The sequence below is a fragment of the Asaia sp. VD9 genome, assembly GCF_037150015.1.
Classification (GTDB): domain Bacteria; phylum Pseudomonadota; class Alphaproteobacteria; order Acetobacterales; family Acetobacteraceae; genus Asaia.
This window is the reverse complement of record NZ_JBBCQM010000006.1, coordinates 156,938-175,928: the sequence shown is the minus strand read 5'-3', so window position 1 is coordinate 175,928 and position 18,991 is coordinate 156,938. Positions and strand designations below refer to the sequence as shown.

Sequence of the window (18,991 nt, the reverse complement as noted above, 5' to 3'; positions counted from 1 at the left end):
AACGTGCAATGGGCAATCTACGAACTTCACGTTTCTTGATGGTGAATTGAACGGCGATGCGTCACCACCTCACCGACCAGCGTCAGGGCGGGGCTCGCGACGCGACGCTCGAGGATCAACGCCGGCAGCGTGGCAAGCGTTGCCACATGCACGCGCTGGTCATGACGTGTCCCATGCTCGATCACCGCAGCAGGCCAGTCGGGCGGCAGGCCATGGGCCTGTAGCTGGGCACACAGATCCGCCATGGGGGCGAGGCCCATATAGATGGCCAGGGTCTGGCCTTTCTTGGCGAGGCTCGGCCAGTCGAGATTGAGCGTGCCATCGGCGCGTGCATGGCCGGTCACGAACACGCAGCTTTGTGCGCAGTCACGATGGGTGAGTGGAATACCCGCCGCCGCGCCGCACCCACTCGCCGCCGTGATACCGGGAATGACACGCACCGTAATCCCGGCATCGACCAGCGCCTCCATTTCCTCGCCGCCACGGCCGAAGATGAAAGGGTCGCCGCCCTTCAGGCGCAGCACGCGCTGACCTGCTTTCGCGCGACGGATCAGTTCCTCGTTGATGCCATCCTGCGGCAGGGAGTGGTTGCTGCGTTTCTTGCCCACAAAGACGCGTTCGGCATCACGCCGCACACGGTCCATGATCGCGGCCGGCACGAGCTGGTCATAAAGCACGGTATCCGCATTCTGCATGAGACGTAGTGCGGCCAGTGTCAGCAGATCAGGATCGCCCGGCCCGGCCCCTACGAGCCAGACCTCGCCCTCTCTGGGCACGCCCTTCAGCGTTGCCTCGAGACTTGCCGTCGCAGCCTCATCCTCACCGCGCAGGGCACGCTCGGCCCCGATCCCATCTACAAAGTTCTCCCAGGCACGACGACGAATCTGTGTGTCGGGCTGGGCCTGGCGTATCCAGCCGCGCTGGGCCTGCATGAAGCGCGCCAGACGGGACAACCCGTCCGGCAGCAGCGCTTCGATCTGTGTCCGCAGCCGGCGGGCAAGCACCGGTGCCGCACCATTGGTCGAGATCGCAATCTGCACGGGTGTGCGGTCGATGATCGCCGGGGTGATGAAGGTGGAGGGCGCAGGATCATCGACCACGCAGATATTCACCCCGGCCTTGCGCGCCTCTGCCGCGACCTCGCGGTTGAAATCTTCATCCTCGGTCGCGGCAAAAACGAGGCGCATGTCAGGAAGCAGAGTGCGAATTAGAGTGAGATCGAGCGGGCGCGTGTCATGCTGAATGCGGCCTGTCTCGACAGCCTGCAGAATCTCCGGATCGCTCAAAACGCCGCAGACCGTGATATCAGGACAGCGCTCCAGCAACAGGCGCAACTTGTTGCCCGCGACCTGCCCGCCTCCCACAACAAGGGCACGCGCATCGTCAAGGCGCAGGGCAATGGGGAGATAGGTCGCTTCCTGAGTCATGCCTTCTGTATGGCGTGTGCTCAGGGCTGCGCCAAGATCCGGGCCTTATCAGAGACGACTCTGCTGTGATCCTGCCAAAAACCACCGGATCGGGCGCTCGACGAGGTTTCACGGTGGCGAGGCCCATCGCCGCGAGGCGCGCTTGTAAGAAACCACACGAAAATGTCGGCTGGGCAGGTGTGATCAGCCTGTTAGCATGCCCAGCATATGAGCCGCCCCTGGAAACTTCCCTGGATGAGGGAGAGAACGTCCTGGCGCTCTTCGTCCCCGTCCACGCGCTGAAGGAAGTCTCAATGTCCGACCCCTCCCTGTTTTCGCTTCATGGCAAGCGCGCGCTGATCACCGGCGCCTCGCGCGGTATCGGCTTTACACTGGCTCAGGGCCTGGGCAGCTTCGGCGCCGAGATCATTCTCAACGGCCGCAATGCCGCCCATCTCGACTCAGCCCGTGCACGGCTCGAGGCCGAAGGGATCGCGACCCGTGGCAGCGTGTTCGATGTCACCGATCAGGATCAGGTTCTGGCAGGTGTCGAGGCAATCGAGAAGGAAGGCCCGATCGATATCCTGATCAATAACGCGGGCATCCAGTCCCGCGCGCCGCTCGATCAGTTCCCGCGTGCGGAATGGGACAGGCTGATCTCGACAAACCTGAATGCGGTGTTTTTCGTGGCTCAGGCTGTCTCGCGCGGCATGATTGCGCGTCAGAGCGGCAAAATCGTCAATATCTGCTCGGTCCAGAGTGAGCTCGCCCGCCCGGGGATTGCGCCCTATACCGCAACAAAGGGTGCCGTGAAGATGCTGACCAAGGGCATGGCAACGGATTGGGCACGCCATGGATTGCAGATTAACGGTCTGGCCCCTGGCTATTTCGAGACAGAGATGAATGCGGCGCTCGTGGCCGATCCCGAATTTTCCTCATGGCTGTGCAAGCGCACACCGGCGGCACGCTGGGGCAAGGCCAGTGAACTTGTAGGCGCAGCGGTGTTCCTCTCCTCGGAGGCGTCAAGCTTCGTGAATGGCCATATCCTGATGGTTGACGGAGGTTTGACGGCATCGGTCTGAGCCCGTCTTAATTGACTGTTTACGCATTCACGCTTCAGGCGCTATGAACTTCAGGGACCGAGCGGGCTCATTGCATGATGCCTGAGACGCCTGGCCTGCCCTGATGGGCAGGCGGCCTGACATGCCGGGGGGCGTTCAACATGGAAGTGCGGGAGCGTGTCGGCGCAGACACTGCACAAGAGCCTGGCGGAGAAGACGCCCGGTTCTCTCATCATGCCCTTCACGCGCTGCGCGAGACCTTCCCGGAAAACGAGATTTCTCTCCTGTTCGTTAATGGCCGGCAAGCCCGTCATGCCGATTCCGAGCGCTCTGACCTGCCAGATCTGACTGCATGGCCGGATCATGATTGGGCGCAGCCTCCCCCGAACTCTTCCCAGGCCACTCTCACCGGGTGGTTGTTTTTCGCTTTTGGCAGCCCCGTTCTGGGGATGATCGCCATCGAGACGCGATCCGCCCCCCTCTCGACTCGTGACCATCGCATCATCGCCGCCCATGCACGGGTCCTTGACACACTCGTCCAGGCACTGCCTCCGTCCCAACGCGACGCCGCCCTTCCCGCCATCCTCTCTCCCCCACCTACTGATCTCTACCTGAATGGGAGCACGCAGCTTGGCTTTCTGCTCTGGAATGACCAGACAGCCCGTCTGACGGGCGACCCACTCATGGCCGAGTTATGCGGACTGGACGCCGAGACCCTGCGCATCGGCATAGAATGGCCGCTGTTTCTCTCCCGGCTGCATGACATTCATCGGGGCCATGTCAGTGCGCACCCGGTTCAGTGGTTGCTGGAGGCAGGCCGTACCGGCGTCGTGTTCCGGAGTGCCACGGGCACGCCGCGAGCGGTCCATCTCAGCGTTCAGCCGCATGCCCATGGATGCACGGGCACCGTGATCAGCCGGGACGAGAGCGATCTCGGGGCGCTGCGCACCAGCCAAGCCTTCATCAACTCGATGCTGGTCAGCGCCAATGACTGCGTAAAAATCCTCGATCTCGACGGGGTCATCACCTTCGTCAATCATGGCGCGGTTCTGGTTCTCGATCTCTGCTCGCCAGCCGACATGCTGGGGGTCTACTGGCCCGATGTCTGGCAGGAGCGCGGGCGCAGGCTCTCTCTCGATGCAATCGCTTCTGCCCGTGCGGGGCTGACGAGCCATTTTCAGGAATATGTCGAGACCAGCGATGGGAGAAAACGCCTCTGGGACGTGGTGGTCACGCCCATCCTCGCTCCGGATGGCAGGCCCGAGCGCATATTGGGCATTTCCCGTGATATGACCGTGGCGAATCAGGAGCATGAGCGCCTCGAGCTGGCTTTGGCGGCAGGCACGATCGTGGGCATGTGGCTGTGGGATGCACGCAGAGAGCGGGTCACGGGTGATCTGCGCATGGCCCAGACGCTCCATCTTCCCTCTGCTGTTCTCGCCGACGGGGTAAGCCTCGAAGCCCTGCTCGACTGCATCACCGAAGAAGACCGCCCAATCGTGCGCGAGGCTCTCGACAAGGCGCTGCGCGAACGCGGGCCTTTCCGATGCGAGTTCCGCCTCAGGGACGATGGCACCCGTGCCAGCCGCTGGATCGAGGCGAGCGGCTCGTGCAGTTGGGACCAGCACGGGCAGATCAGTCATTTCCCGGGCATTCTCTTCGATATCGACGCCGCCAAGCGTCAGAATCTCAAGCGCGAGGCACTCGTCACCTTTGGCGACGAGTTGCGCTCGCTTTCAAGCGAAGCGGAGATCCTCTCACTCACAGCCCGCACACTCGGGGTGACAATCGAGGCGGATCGCTCCGGATTTGCGGATGTGGATCATGAGCGCGAGTTGGCACAGGTCAGCGATAGCTGGCGGCGCGACATGTCTTTTCCCGATGTATCCGGGCTCTATGCATTTCGTGCTTTTGGCTCCTATATCGACCTGCTTAAACAAGGTGAGGTGGTTGCCATTGACGATGTGCGCATCGATCCCCTGACAGCCGAACAGGCAGAGCTTTTTGCCCCGCTGCAAATCTGTGCCCTGCTCAATGTGCCGATCATGGAAAACGGTATCCTGCAGGCAGTGGCTCTGGTGCATTTTGCCCACCCTCATTGCTGGGACGAGATCACCCTGTCTTTCGTCAGGACGATTTCGGACCGGAGCTGGGCCGCCATACGGCAGGTGCGTGCGCAGGAAGCCCTGCGCCGCATGAATGAGACGCTCGAAGAGCAGGTGCTGCGCCGGACACGCGAGCGCGACCGGCTCTGGGCGATCAGCGCCGATCTGCTGGCGCTCACCGACCGCGATGGCAGGCTGCGCTATCTGAATCCCAGCTGGCTGGTCTGTTTCGGAGAGAAGGCGCGCGACTGGATCGGCAACAAGGCCGAGAACCTCGTTCATCCCGCCGATACGGCACGCGCGACCGAGGCTCTCTCCCTTCTGCGCGAAGGCAGGCTCGATCATGGTGTGGATCTGCGTTTCCTCCATCAGGACGGAGAGTGGCACACCTTCAACTGGTCCGGCTCCATCGAAGGAGACGACATCTATCTGATCGGGCGCGACGTGACCGACCGGATCGCGCTCGAAGATCAGCTGCGCCAATCGCAGAAGATGGAGGCTGTCGGCCAGCTTACGGGCGGGCTCGCCCATGACTTCAATAATATCCTGGCCGGAATCGGCGGGGCCTTGTCCCTGCTCTCCCGTCGTATCGAACAGGGACGCACCGAGGGGCTGGATCGCTACATCGTGGCCGCGCAGGGAGCCACCGATCGGGCCGCCGCACTGACCCATCGCCTCCTTGCCTTCTCCCGCCGCCAGACACTCGATCCTCAACCCGCCGATATCAACGCACTCATCATCGGTCTCGAAGACCTCATCAGCGGCACGGTTGGCCCTGCCGTCATTCTTGAACTCAGCCTGGACGAGACCATCGGCCCGGCTCTGGTCGATACGAACCAGCTCGAGAATGCGCTGCTCAATCTCTCCATCAATGCGCGCGACGCCATGCCAGAAGGCGGTCATCTGCAGATTGCGACTTCGCGCTGCACACTCGGCCTGCTTCAGGCGGAAGAATGGGGATTACGCCCGGGCGTGTATCAGGTGCTCTCTGTCACCGATACCGGTGTGGGCATGAGCGCCGACGTGATGGCGCGTGCCTTCGACCCGTTCTTCACCACCAAGCCTCTCGGAAAGGGCACAGGGCTCGGACTGAGCATGATCTATGGCTTTGCCCAGCAATCCGGTGGACGCGTGAGCATCAGTTCCACCCCCGGGAGCGGGACTGCGGTCCATATCTGGCTGCCCAGCCATGCCGCCTCCCTTCCCGCAGCCCCCGTCTCCCTGCCTACATCGCGCGATGGCGATGTAATGCGCCATCTGCGCGTATTACTGGTCGATGATGAGGACACATTGCGCTTCACCATGCGCGAAACCCTGGAAGACTGGGGGGCCATCGTGCAGGAGGCGAGTGATGGGACGGCGGCTCTCGCGCTCCTCAATGATCGCGAGCGGCTCTTCGATGTGTTGATCACGGATGTCGGTCTGCCCGGCGGTCTCAATGGGCGGCAATTGGCCGATGCCGCACTCAGCCTGCGCCCCGGTTTGTCGGTACTGTTCATCACCGGCTATGCCGAACAGGCAATCTTCGACCGCAGCGGGCGCAACGAGAAAATCCATATCCTGCCCAAGCCTTTCACAACGGCCCTTCTGGACGAAAAGCTGCGTACCGCGCTCTGTCATCCCTGAACAAACGGGGGGGATGGGCGTCGGAAGGGCCTCGTGCTTCAGGGCAGCTGAAAACGGCAGCTCTTCCGAAAGAACACGATGTCGTCCCAAGCGGCAAAGCCCTGCTCGCCTCAACGCGCAATCCCCGCTGCCAGGCCTGAGAGCTGAAGGTCCTCGATAACGGGCGCTGCGAGACTGATGCTGCTGCGCCCAAATACGCAGAACCTACTCCGAGGCCCGGCCCGCCTGGTGTTTCTCCTGTTTTCCGGTTTCCCTCCCGATTGTCTCGCGCGGTGCCTCAGGGGGCAGGGCAGTCGTACGTGGTGCCTCCATGTCTTCCCCGGCCTGCCCGAACTGCACACCGGACAGCCCCGTCACCTCCACAAAGCGTGTCGGATAGGGCAGATGGATACCGCGCGCTTCGAACGTCTTCTTCAGACGACGATAGAATTCGCGCTGAACGGGCCAGCGGCCCGAGGTGATGGTGGGCAATGTACCCCGCACCGTGACGGAGGTCTGATTAAGGGCATCGACGCCCCACATCTGGAAATCGTCGATGATAAGATTCCTGAATTTTTCGTCGACGCGCATTTCTGCGGTGATGTCATTGATGACCGACACCACCTCATCGGTATCGGTTTCATAGCCGACTTCCGCCACGATAATGGCCCGGGCGAAGTCACGATTGTAATTGATGATCTGACCAAGCGAGCTGAACGGAAATATGTTCATCGAGCCGTCATTGGCACGCACATGGACGGTTCGGAGCGAGAGATGCTCGACCACGCCATAAGTCCCGTTCAGCGTGACGGCATCGCCTACGGTCAGGGCATTTTCCATGAGCAGGAAGATACCGTTGATGAAGTCCTGAACGAGCTTCTGGGAGCCGAAGCCGAGTGCTACGCCGAAGATGGACGCTCCAGCCAGAAGCGGCGCCACATTGACCCCGATCTCGCTCAGGATGGTCAGGCCAATGACCGCTACGAGCACCACCATCAGCACGATACGGATCATGGGCTGGAGAGTACGCACGCGCGCGACACGGGCCGCCCCGTCATCGAGCCCACCAACCTTGCGGGCATAACGCTCCAGCATGATATTGCTGGCCTCCCAGACCACGATGCCGAGCAGGCACGCGATCAGCACGGTCATGGAGGACGAGATCAGCCTGTAGCCGAGACCGCCTACCCCGAAGAGCGCCTTGATGGGCGCGCCCCAGGCGCTGGCTAGAGCCAGCACGGTGAGCGCGATGATGATGATCGATGTCACACGCTGGGCCGGGGCATAGTAGCGTGTGAAGCGTGTCTGGGCGTCCTCGCTCAGCGTGACCCAGCCGGGCGCCTTGCGGAATACACGCTCCAGCACACCGTACAGGACGATGCTGACGCAACGCATGACCACAAGCGCAAGCGCGCTGCGCAGGAAGAGCTTCCAGATAGCGGCATAGCCATGATGGATCTCGGCTGCCCAGACCAGCCAGAGCCCCATATCGAAGAACAGGGCAACGACCCACCAGGTCCGTCCGAAGAAATGCAGCAGAGTGGCCCCTGCCCCGCGCCGGTCGCCACGATCGCAAAAGCGCATGACGCGCGGCCGACTGCGCAGGATCATGACCGCGACCATCAGATGCAACACGAGGGTCAGGATCTTGAGAAGCGCCTCATTGACCCGATCGGGCAGACCGCAATCATCCAGCGTTTCGAACGCTGCCGCCGAGATGCCCGTCGTCATGACCAGAAGACGCAGCCAGTCGAACAGAAAGATAGCGGCGGAATCGGAAAACATGGCGAGACGCAGCCACGGACGCTTTGGGGCCAGAATGGTGCGTATCGCAATGATCAACCCGGCCGAGATCAGCGCGGTCAGGCTGAGCGCACGCAGTAGCGCCGTCGTGTACTCGTCGGCTGCGGGATCCACCACGACGATCAGCAAGGCGATGAACGGCACAACCAGCACGGGTACGCAGTCCAGCAACAGGCACAGGAAACTATACGGTAGCCGCTTGAGCACCAGCGTGAGTCGCGCCAAAGCGCCCTGATGGCGCAGTCGTGACAGGCGCTCCTTGTCCTGTGCCTCTTCTGGCTCATGCGTCTCAGAGGCGGTCAGCGGCGCAGCATCGTCCGGGAGAGGCCGATCCGTCGCATCCTTTGCTACCGCGCCCTCCGTCGCCTCATCTGCTGCCTCCTGGGCGGCTTGCCGATCATCGAGCTCCTTGGCAAGCGCCGTGCGCCCCTTGACGCGTGCCAGTGCTTCGACGCGCCCACGAACCCCACGCAGCAGGAAACGCAGCACGTAGAACAGGCAGCTACTGACGAAAGCGAGAATGAGCGCGCGCGTGAAGAGCTTGAGCGATTCCTGCCGGTCCGCAGGATTGTTGCGCATATGTCGCCACCATGGGCCGATGGCGCGCACATCCACCACCGTGCGCAACAGACTATGCGCCTGTACGCTGGCGGCTCGTGTCCAGTCCGAGGCGCTTCCGAGCAGTTCCGCGCCCAGACCGTCAGGCTTGAGCTGCGGACCTGTCTTTTCGGGGGCCGGTTTATCCCCGGCGGATTGCTGTGCCTGGGTAAGATTCTGAAGCGTGGTCAGGAATTCGCGGCGCTTGCCTTCGTCATTGAGAACCGAGGCCAACTGGCGCGCCTGATCCGCCGTAATCTTCGGTGTGGATGATTCCGGCCCCGCACTCTGCGCCCATGCGCCCTGCGCACCGAGCACCAACATGGCGCAAAGCAGCCCTGCAAACAGGCTTGTCATGAGTGTCGGAAACCGGGCGCACAGTCCGGGCGCTCGAGAAGGGGACAGCATCAGGCACATCCTTGAAGACGGAATAAATGGAAGATGAGGCCCAGCTTTCAACCCTCACACGGGAAATAGTTTAAGGGTGGGCAGGACCCACATGCCGCGGTTCACAAGAGGCGCGACGGGTGGGCGGACCATTCGCTGGAAACAGGCCCGCGTGACAAGTGCGAGGTGGCCAGCGCGGATCGCAGGCGGACCACCCATCCCGACATGGCCGCAACCTGCATCTAAGGGGCAGTCGACATCGGGCGGGCTGAACACCTACCCATACTCATGGCACCGGGTATGGGGCACAGACTTGATGCCCCCGGAGCTGACGGGCAGATCAGAGGGTAACGCCCGTGCTCACCCGATCATGACGCGGCCCTTGAGGGCCCGGTCAGGCGGCGTTGGCAAGCCTGTGCTCACGCCACAGAATAGCCAGAGCCCCGACCAGAGAATCGATATCCGCCTTGCTGTGGAGCGGACCCGGCGTGATGCGCAGACGCTCTGTTCCACGGGGAACAGTCGGGTAGTTGATGGGCTGAATATAATGACCGAAACGCTGAAGCAGCGCGTCTGAAAGGGCTCGGCAGCGCGTCGCATCCCCCACCATAACGGGCACGATATGCGAGGGATTGGCCAGATGCGGAATGCCAGCATCATCGAGGCTCTCGCGCAGCCAGGCAACGGCCTGACGATGCGCATTCCGCTCCTCCTGACTCTGGCGCAGATGGCGAATGCTCGCCAATGCGCCAGCTGCCACCATGGGCGGAAGAGCGGTCGAAAAAATGAAACCAGAGGCGAAGGAGCGCACGAAGTCGCACAGGGCCGCACTCCCGGTGATATACCCACCAACGACGCCAAACCCCTTGCCCAGCGTACCCTCGATCACCGAGAGACGATGGGCGATGCCGCGCTCCTCAGCGACACCCCCGCCCTGGTGCCCATAGAGCCCGACAGCGTGTACCTCATCCAGATAGGTGAGCGCATTGTAGCGATCGGCCAGATCGCAGATCTCTTCGATCGGCGCAATATCGCCATCCATCGAGTAGACGGATTCGAAAGCGACGATCTTGGGCGTCTCGAGCGGTAGCGCCTTCAGCTTTTCTTCGAGGTCGGCCACGTCATTATGACGGAAGATCATTTTCTCAGCGCGAGAATGACGTATGCCCTCGATCATCGATGCATGATTAGCGGCGTCTGAAAGCACGACGCAGCCCTTGAGCCGCGCAGCAATGGTGCCGAGCGTGGCCCAGTTGGACAGATAGCCCGAATTGAAAAGCAGCGCCGCTTCCTTGCCATGCAGATCGGCAAGCTCGCGCTCCAGCGCCACATGCTCGTGGTTCGTCCCCGAGATGTTGCGCGTGCCACCAGCACCAGCGCCGCTGCGGGCGAGGCTCTCATGCATCGCCTTCAGAACGTCGGGGTGCTGTCCCATGGCGAGGTAGTCATTGGAGCACCAGACCGTGATGTCACGGCCCAGACCGTGATGATAGGCATGCGGAAACTGACCGGCATGGCGCTCGAGTTCGGCAAAATGCCGATAGCTGCCATCGGCCTTGAGCCCGTCCAGAGCCGTCTGGAAATACCGGTCATAGAACGTATCCACTTGCGCCATCTCGTTTCTTTCCTCTTCTCGGACCATAGCGCAGAGCAGCTAACAGCGTTTCAGGGCAAGTTAAACTCACTTCATGGGCCGGGTGACAATCTGTCGCCTTCCCTGATTTTCTCACGCAACGGCCTTTTTGCCCTGCAGCCCTGCGTTGAACACAATACGGCGTTGCCTGAGGGACAGATCCGATGGCGTTCATACCAGGCCCTTGCGATTGCTTCCGCGCTGCTCGAAAGCATGACGCGATCTTGGTACCCCGAAATTTCATAAATGCGGATGCCAGGTCATGCTCCCAGTATAAAGATGAACCGTGCATAGCCGGGCAATCTCCTCCTGAGGACGCTGAGATCGGGCAGCATGAAGGCCTGATTTCCCCCTCTCCCAAGAAATTCCCAGCCGAAATCCCGGAGCGCGCAAGAGATGCCTGCGTGGATGAGCAAAGCAAACGATGCCCATGCAAAGCCACACTCTCGCGCTCGCTTCTGAACGCCTCGGCGCTTATGGGCGAGACGGTTCCTGAAGCGGCGCGTCCGCCTGTCCCCCTGTGGCAGGGAGGTCGCAGGAAAACGGGACTCGCCTTCACTGCCATCTCACGGCAGAATAGGGAGTGAACCAGTCCTGAATCACCGCGCTATAGTGTTCCTCCCCCTTTTTCTTTCCAGTTCAAGGACGAGACCATGTCGGCCTCCGCCCGCCCTTCCTATGTGTCACAGATTCTGACCTATCCCCCGCTCGTCGCGCTCAAACCCTACTGGCGGGTCACGGTCGCAGCATTTCTGGGGTGGTTCCTCGATGCGTTCGACCAAACGGCCCTGCTGCTGACCCTGCCAGACATCTCCCATGATTTCGGGGTCACGATCAGCGCCATGGGCACCGTCCTCCTGGCCCAGAGTCTCGGACGCGCTGTGGGAAATACGGGCTGGGGCTGGCTGGCTGACCGCTATGGCAGGCGCCTGGCCTTCCTCATGGGGGTTTTGTGGTTTGGCATCTTTTCTGCCGCCACCGGCATGTCGAACGGGCTCATCAGCCTGATCGTCATCCAGTTTCTTTTCGGAATCGGGTTTGGTGGGGAATGGACGGCCTCGGCTGCCTTGCTCATGGAAAGCGTGCCCGGCAAGAGCCGCGCCATGGCCTCGGCCATCATGATGTCTGGATATGAACTCGGCTTTCTCGCTGCGACCGCGGCGCAGGCGATCATCCTGCCCCATTACTCCTGGCGGCTGCTCTTCTTCATCGGGCTTGCGCCTGCCCTGCTGGCCTTGTTCATCCGCTGGGGCGTGAAGGAAAGCCCGGTCTGGTTGCTCAAGCAGGAACAGCTGCGCGGGACGAATGGCGCCCCCCCGGCCACCAAGGCAAAATTCGTGCTCACGCTCGCCGCTATACAGGCCATCGCGCTGATGTCCTTCCTCGAGTTCCAGAAGGCTGCCATCTACAGCCTTTACCCGACGATCCTGCGCAACGTGCATCACCTGACCCCGGCCCTCGTGTTCTGGCCCATCGGGTGCTTCTGCATCGGGTCACTGATCGGCAAGCTTTCCTGCGGCGCTCTCGCGAGCCGGTTTGGCGATCTGCGTGTCATCATCGGCACGCTCATCGTAGTCGTTCTCACGATCTACCCGTTCCTCAGCAGCAATTCCTACCCGATCCTGCTGCTTTCTGCCGTCATCATGGGACTCGCCGCCTCGGGGGTATTCGCGCTGGTACCCCATTACCTGGCCAAGCGTTTTCCGTCGGACACGCGCAGCTTCGGCATGGGGCTGAGCTACGCCATCGGCTCGCTCGGCCAGGGTCTGGCAGGCAAGCTCGTGCCTGTATGCGGGCGTAATCTGGGGCTGCCGCTCTCGGCACAGATCTTCGTTGTCGCCTCGAGCGTGGTGGTCGGGTTGATTGCCTGGGCCGAACCCGACGAACTCCCCGGAGAAACAATGGAGACGGAATGACCGTCTCCCATCACGCGACCAATACAAAGAGAGCCGGAAGCTAGTCGCCCCCGTCTCTCTTTTTCGATTTCCATCCAGTCGCTCAGGGCACCGGAATGCCCTGAAGCGTCTCAGCTTGCCGCCATGGCGTTCAGGCTGATCTGGCGCAGGACGTTGCGGGCGATTTCCCGGATCGGCTCGTTGCGCGACAGGACGAGCAGCGAGATCTCGACATTGAACTCGGTCTTGATCGCGGTCTGGATCTCGACCCCGGCAAGCGAGTCCACCCCCAGTTCGTTCGGTCGGGCACCCGGATCGATGCTGTCCGGTTCAAGCTTGAGCACCGTTCCAAGGATCGATTTCACATTATCCAGTACGAACTCGTAACGCTCCTCTGGGCTCAGGCTCTGGAGATGGGCGAGCTTCTGGGCGGATGTGTTCTTGATGCTCTTCTCTCGGCGGATCAGCCCGAATTTCGGATTACGCTCGATAGCGCCGTGATGCGCGAAGCAGGTCTCCCAATCGATCGCCATGGCCGCCACGTTGTCGCGGTCACGATTGATGAGGTCGGGCAGGAAAGAGAGCGCCTCCTCTGCGGGGAGCAGGCGGAAGCCCGCATTCTCGAAGAACTGCACCACGCTGCCCTCCTGGGCGAGCATGCCGACCTCTGCAATCGGCCCCCATTGCACGGAAACGGCGGGATAGCCTTCCTTGCGGCGGGCGCTGGCCAGGGCGTCAAGGGAAGCATTGGCCGCGAGATAGCTGCTTTGGCCGATATTTCCCGTCACGGTGACAATCGAGGAATAGAGCACGAAGTAGTCAAGCGGGCAGTCTCGCGTCAGCAGATCCAGATGACGCCCGCCGAGCAGCTTCGGCTTGAGCACATTGCGCAGGCTCTCTTCCGAGAATTTCGAGATCAGCCGGTCATCGAGGATACCCGCCGCGTGGAACACGCCCTTGAGGGGCTGCCCGGCCTCGAGAATGGCTGCCTTGATACGTGCCACATCGTCATAGACTGCGACGTCACCATAGTGGAGAGTAACGCGCGCACCGGTTTTCTTGAGGGCCTTGATCGCGTCGCGTGTCGCCTGATCGCGACGAACACTGCGGCCCATCAGGTGCACATGCCTTGCCCCGCTGGCCACCAGCCATGCCGCGGTCGCCAGTCCGAGGCCGCCCTGTCCCCCCGTGATCAGGTAAGCCCCGGCCGGATCGACTGGACGCACCGGCTGTCGCTGAGCCCGCACATTCGACAGGTCCTCGTAAGAGACCAGGATCTTGCCGATATGTTTGGACGATGACATGTGCTTGAAGGCGTCGCGCACCTCGGAGGCCGGATAGACCTTGTGCGGCAGCACGACCGTATCGAACTTGCGCGACAGATACGGAATGCGGTCGAAAATCGCCACGGCCTTACGATGGTCCTGCGCCATCATCAGGTCGAGATCGAAGCTGTGGAAAGACACGTTCCCGTTGAAGCTGAACTGCGAGAGATCGCGCTTTTCCCAGATATCCTTCTTGCCAATCTCGACGAAGCGCCCCGTGTTGCACAGCAGCGCCAGGCTATGCGCCTGGATTTCACCGGGGGAACTGTTGAGCACGACGTCCACGCCCTTGCCACCCGTGACTTCCAGAATGCCGTCATAGAAAGCCAGGCTGCGTGAATCCCACACGGCCTCGCAGCCGCGATCAAGCAGGATCTGGCGTTTCTCGTCATTACTGGCCGTGGCAAAGATGCGCGCACCGATGATCTTGGCGATTTCGATCGCGGCCAGACCCACACCGCCTGCGGCGGAGTGAACGAGCAGGATCTCGCCCTTTTTCAGCCGTGCCAGGTCATGCAGGCAATACAAGGCCGTGGCGATGGCAATAGGTAGGCCCGTGGCTTCTGCCACGGTCAGCGGGCGCCCCGCCGTCTCGAACAGATCCAGGGCCATCACGCGGAAGCCCTTGACCGGGATCGTCATATGCGAAGTGAAGCACCCTGGATGACAGGTCAGATACCGCTTGCCGACCTGGAAATTCTTCACACCCTTGCCAACGGCCACAACCTCGAAACAGCACTCCATGCCCATTTCCGTGGTGTGATAGGTATCGAGCAGGAATTTTTCCGGCAGGACCGAGATGCCTTTGAGCATGTCCTTGAAGTTCAGCGACGTCGCCAGCACCCGTACGGTGATCTCGCCCCGACCGGGTTCGCGAACATCGAAGGCCTTGTAATGCAGACCGTCCAGCGTACCGGTGCGGCTCTTCTGAAGCTTGATGCCCGGTGAGCCCGGCAGATCAGACAGCCTTCTGTCCGGCTGACCATCGACAGGAACGAAGCGCGGCGCAAAGCGTCGCCCGTCGCGCAGCGCGACTTCGGCCTCGCTATCCTCATTCAGAATCTCGGCTGCGAGCGCCGTCACCGCCTCCGTGCCCGAGAGCGTGGCGACATCGATCACCTTGCCCCGGAATTCCGGCTTTTCGTCAACGAGCCCCTTGAAGAAACCGACAAGGGCAGCGCCATCGGTTCGCACCTTCGATTTCTGCGGCAGGAGATCTTCCGGGTCAAAGAACGTCGCGTTTTCGGAGACATAGATGAAGCGCGGCTGCTTGTCGGAACTCTCGAATCCGAGCCTTCCGCCAAATTTGACCAGTGTCGTCATCTGCCCGATCAGGGCGTCGAAATCGGAATCCGGGTCCGGTCCGGCCATGTAAACAATGGCATCAAGCGCAAGGCCCGGCTCCAGACCGATCGCAGCGGCCGTGATGTCGCCCGAGCGCGGTGGCGTCAGGATCGTGACGCCGTTTTCTTCGAGCAGGGCTGCGAGTTTCTTCTGACCAGCACTCTTGTGACCTGCCAGAAGAAGCGTCTTGGGCTCGGCGAAAAGGATCGATGCCTCGGACTCGATCCATTTGGTGACATATTCCTGAGTCTCGACACTGCCGGTGGCCTCCTTGTGGGCACGCGGCACCTCAGCGAAACGCAGGCCCTTGACCTCGGCAACGGGCATACCCGCCGTCGTGTAGAGGCGTAGCGACGCTTCGATCTGACTTTTGCTGATGGACGTGATTTCGGCACGGACGAGACACTCCATCGTTCCCTTGCCGTAACAGCTCAGCCTCTCGAAGCCGACCGGCACATACATATGATCGGCATAGCTTTCAGGCACCAGACCGATCATGGCGTGCATGGCGCCGTCGAGCAGCGTGGGATGCAGGTAGTAGTTTGCGCCGTCGTCGCGTTCTGCCTTGGTCAGGGCCACATGCGCATAGGCGACATTACCCTGTACAGCGAGACGCTGCAGCGTCTGGAAACGTGGCCCGTAATGGAAGCCGGAGGTACGGATGCGGTCATAGAGAACGCCACCCTCCGCGCCCTTGTCGAGCCAGGCCTGTGCCTCATCCCGGTCCATTACCGGCATGGGCCAGGGCGTTGACGAGAGAATATCGACCTTGCCGTGGTCGATCCACATCTCCGAGAACTCTTCCTTTGCGCTGTGGAAACGCAGCGCCTTGCGGCTCTCATCGTAATCGAGATGCAGGATCGGATTGTCGCCGGTCTGCACGACGAGAGGCGCCAGAATTTCGAAATTCTCGAGTACGACGCCGCTCTGCCCCTCGATCTCATGACCGACAGCGAGTGCGGATTCGATAAATCCGGCCGCGGGGAGCAACACGACATTATCGATGCAGTGATCCTTGAGCCAGGGCACGCCCAGCTCGGTCAGATCGACCACGAAGGACTTGCCCGGCGTCATGGCCCCGAAGCCGATCAGAGGGTGGCCCGAGCCACCGTGTCGGAACCGATGCTCGCGCTCGTTTTCCACACGGAATTCCTCACGGGACCAGCGATAGCTCGGCAGATCGATCAATACGCCACCGCTGATGCTCTGCCAGTCCAGGCGCGCCGTATGCAGGATGATGTTGGCGACCGCATTTTCGAGGCATTTCGCCTCGCTTTCCTGTCTGTTGAGCGTGCTGATGACACTCAGCTTCGCCTGCTGCTTGTCGGCAACCGATTTCAGGGCGCGACCGATAACAGGATGCGGCCCGATTTCGACGAACTGGGTGAATCCGTCGGCGAGGCAGGCCTCGACTGCCGAGGCGAAAAGCACCGGCTGACGGGCATTACTGAACCAGTAATGGGAATCTGCGCGATGGCTTTCACCGGCAAGACTGCCGTAAACCGTCGAATAGAACGGCGTCACAGCCGGGTCGGGGCTGAGCCCCGCCAGAGCCTCCTTGAGATCGATTTCGATACGATCCATCACAGGGCTGTGGAACGGGACATCAACGTTCAGCACCCTGTTGAACAGGCCCTTCTGGGTGAGCACGGCGGCAAGGGCGCGTATGGCGGTTTCCGGGCCAGCCAGTGTGCAGGTTGCAGGGGCATTCACCGCCGCCACACAAAGTTCGGGGGCTTCCTGCGTGATGAGTTCCTGCGCCGCCTCAGCCGAGAGCCCAACAGCCAGCATGCGCCCCGTGCCGTCCAGCGTGCCCTGCAGGCGACTGCGGTAATAAATGACCGTCACGGCGTCTTCTAGGCTGAGGCTGCCCGACACATAGGCTGCCGCCACCTCACCCATGCTGTGACCGAGCACCGCATCAGGGAAAATTCCCTGCTGAGCAAGATATTCCGTCACCAGAATCTGGATGACGAAAATGGCAGGCTGGAGGATGGCCGTCCTGTCGATCCGGCTGTCGGATTCCTCGCGCAGGATTTCCTCGCAGATGGAATAGCCGGAGAGCTTGCGGAACAGGGAGTCGCAGGCTTTGGCCTTGGCCAGAACCTCCTTTGGTGCCTCCGTGAGCAGATAACGCCCCATGCCCCACCATTGCGGCCCGACACCCGAATAGACGAAGACGATGCCCTTGCCCGATTGTGCCTCGACACTGGCCTGCACCATGTCGGGGGCACGCTGATCCTGCAGATACGCATCGAGCTTGGCTGCCAGATCCTGTTCATCCTGCGCCATGACCAGAAGGCGGTGACGGAACAATGTGCGCGACGTCGCCAGGCTGTAAGCGAGGTCCGCCAGCGCAGGAGGCGCCTCGGCGTCCAGACGGTCTCGATAGGCGGCTGCCATGAGCGGAAGGGATGTCTTGGAAAAAGCTGTCAGGAGGAACGGAATTTTTCCGTTCAGCCGACGGGCTGTCGTCTTCTTTCGGCGCGAGGGGGCTTTGTCATCGGGGCGTCGCAGAAGCGCGATGGCATTCGTGCCACCGTAACCGAAGGAATTGACCCCGGCATAACGCGCCGGCTTCTTTCCAGACAGGGAACGCGTTTCGCCACGGACAATATCGAGATTCCATTCGTCGAGGTGAATGGAGGGATTGATGTTTTTGAGGCCGGGTTGGGGCGGTACTTCCTGATGACGCAAGCAAAGCGCAGCCTTGAGGGTGCCGAGCACACCGGCTGCCGCCTCTGTATGGCCGAGATTGGCCTTGATCGCGCCGATCACCAGCTTGTCTTTTTTGAACTGGGCGATGGATTGGGAAAGCGCGTAGGTCTCGATGGGATCACCCGCTGGCGTACCCGTGCCATGGGTTTCAACATAGGCGACCTCGCGAGGGTCCACCTGTGCCTTCTCAAGCACCTCTGTCATCAGCCGCGATTGTGCGCCTGCATCCGGCGAGGTCAGGAACTGCGTGCGCCCATCAGAATTGACACCGGTCGCGCTGACAATGGCATGAATCGTATCGCCATCGCGTTCGGCATCTTCCAGGCGTTTGAGCACGAACACGACACTTCCCTCGCCGCGCCCATAGCCATCGGCTGCGGCGTCGAAGCTTTTCGAGCGACCATCGCGCGCGATGAAATGTCCCTTGGACATGAATATGGAGGTTTGCGGTGAGATCATGAGGCTCACACCGCCGGTCACGGCAATATCGGTATCCCCGTCATTCAGGCTGCGACAGGCCTGATGCAGCGCAACAAGCGAGGACGAACAGGCCGTGTCGATGGACATGCACGGCCCCTGGAAATCGAAAACATGGGCCAGTCGCGCAGAGAGCATCGTCGAAAGCGTCGCCGTTGCGGCAAAATGATCGCGCACCGTCGGCAGGTTGTAAGGGCTCGAGGTATGAGCATGGGCATCGACAGCGAAGATGCCGATGAATACCCCGGTCTTCTGCCCGGCCAGACGGGCGGGCAGGATACGCGCTGACTCCATCGCCTCCCAGGTCACCTCGAGCAGCAATTTCTGCTGAGGATCGAGGATCTGGGCTTCTCGCGGTGAAATACCGAAAAAAAGCGGCTCGAACTCATGGATGTTGCGCTTAAGAAAACTGCCCCGGCGCATATAGGTTTTCGAGGGTGCCTCGATTTCCTCGGCATAGAAGCGCTTGAGGCTCCAGCGCTCTTCGGGGATGTCGGTAACAGCCTCACCCTCCGCGCACAGGAAAGACCAGAGCTCGTCAACATTGGTGATATTGGGGGCCAGACGGCACCCGATCCCGATGATGGCGATATCAGACGTTTTATTGCGCGACATGATGAGACTGAAACCCTACA

General features: G+C 61.3%; 7 protein-coding genes. 3 read left to right on the top strand and 4 right to left on the bottom strand.

Going from position 1 to position 18,991, the window contains the following annotated elements; all coding sequences use genetic code 11:
* Positions 1-26: 26 nt before the first annotated feature.
* The gene (gene cysG / locus WFJ47_RS09665; protein ID WP_336762621.1) at positions 27-1,427 is read right to left on the bottom strand and encodes a siroheme synthase CysG; all 1,401 of its coding nucleotides are present in this window, start codon (positions 1,425-1,427) and stop codon (positions 27-29) included.
* A gap of 293 nt (positions 1,428-1,720) precedes the next feature.
* On the opposite strand from cysG, the gene WFJ47_RS09660 reads away from it, so the two are divergent.
* On the top strand, positions 1,721-2,488 hold the full coding sequence (locus tag WFJ47_RS09660; protein ID WP_127103489.1) for an SDR family NAD(P)-dependent oxidoreductase: 768 nt from the start codon (positions 1,721-1,723) through the stop codon (positions 2,486-2,488).
* A gap of 140 nt (positions 2,489-2,628) precedes the next feature.
* Complete coding sequence (locus WFJ47_RS09655) at positions 2,629-6,198, top strand: PAS domain-containing protein (RefSeq protein WP_336762620.1); 3,570 nt, start codon at positions 2,629-2,631, stop codon at positions 6,196-6,198.
* A 204-nt stretch (positions 6,199-6,402) separates the two neighbouring features.
* Here the strand turns inward: WFJ47_RS09655 and WFJ47_RS09650 are convergent, their stop codons facing one another.
* Complete coding sequence (locus tag WFJ47_RS09650; RefSeq protein ID WP_336762619.1) at positions 6,403-8,985, bottom strand: mechanosensitive ion channel domain-containing protein; 2,583 nt, start codon at positions 8,983-8,985, stop codon at positions 6,403-6,405.
* Between the two features lie 373 nt (positions 8,986-9,358).
* Positions 9,359-10,579: a 5-aminolevulinate synthase gene (gene hemA / locus WFJ47_RS09645; RefSeq protein ID WP_336762618.1), complete on the bottom strand. Its 1,221-nt coding sequence runs from the start codon at positions 10,577-10,579 to the stop codon at positions 9,359-9,361.
* 671 nt (positions 10,580-11,250) lie between these two features.
* Between hemA and WFJ47_RS09640 the strand changes: the two genes are divergently transcribed.
* Complete coding sequence (locus tag WFJ47_RS09640) at positions 11,251-12,513, top strand: MFS transporter (protein WP_336762617.1); 1,263 nt, start codon at positions 11,251-11,253, stop codon at positions 12,511-12,513.
* A gap of 110 nt (positions 12,514-12,623) precedes the next feature.
* On the opposite strand, the gene WFJ47_RS09635 is transcribed toward WFJ47_RS09640, so the two are convergent.
* Complete coding sequence (locus tag WFJ47_RS09635; protein ID WP_336762615.1) at positions 12,624-18,971, bottom strand: type I polyketide synthase; 6,348 nt, start codon at positions 18,969-18,971, stop codon at positions 12,624-12,626.
* Positions 18,972-18,991 lie beyond the last annotated feature (20 nt).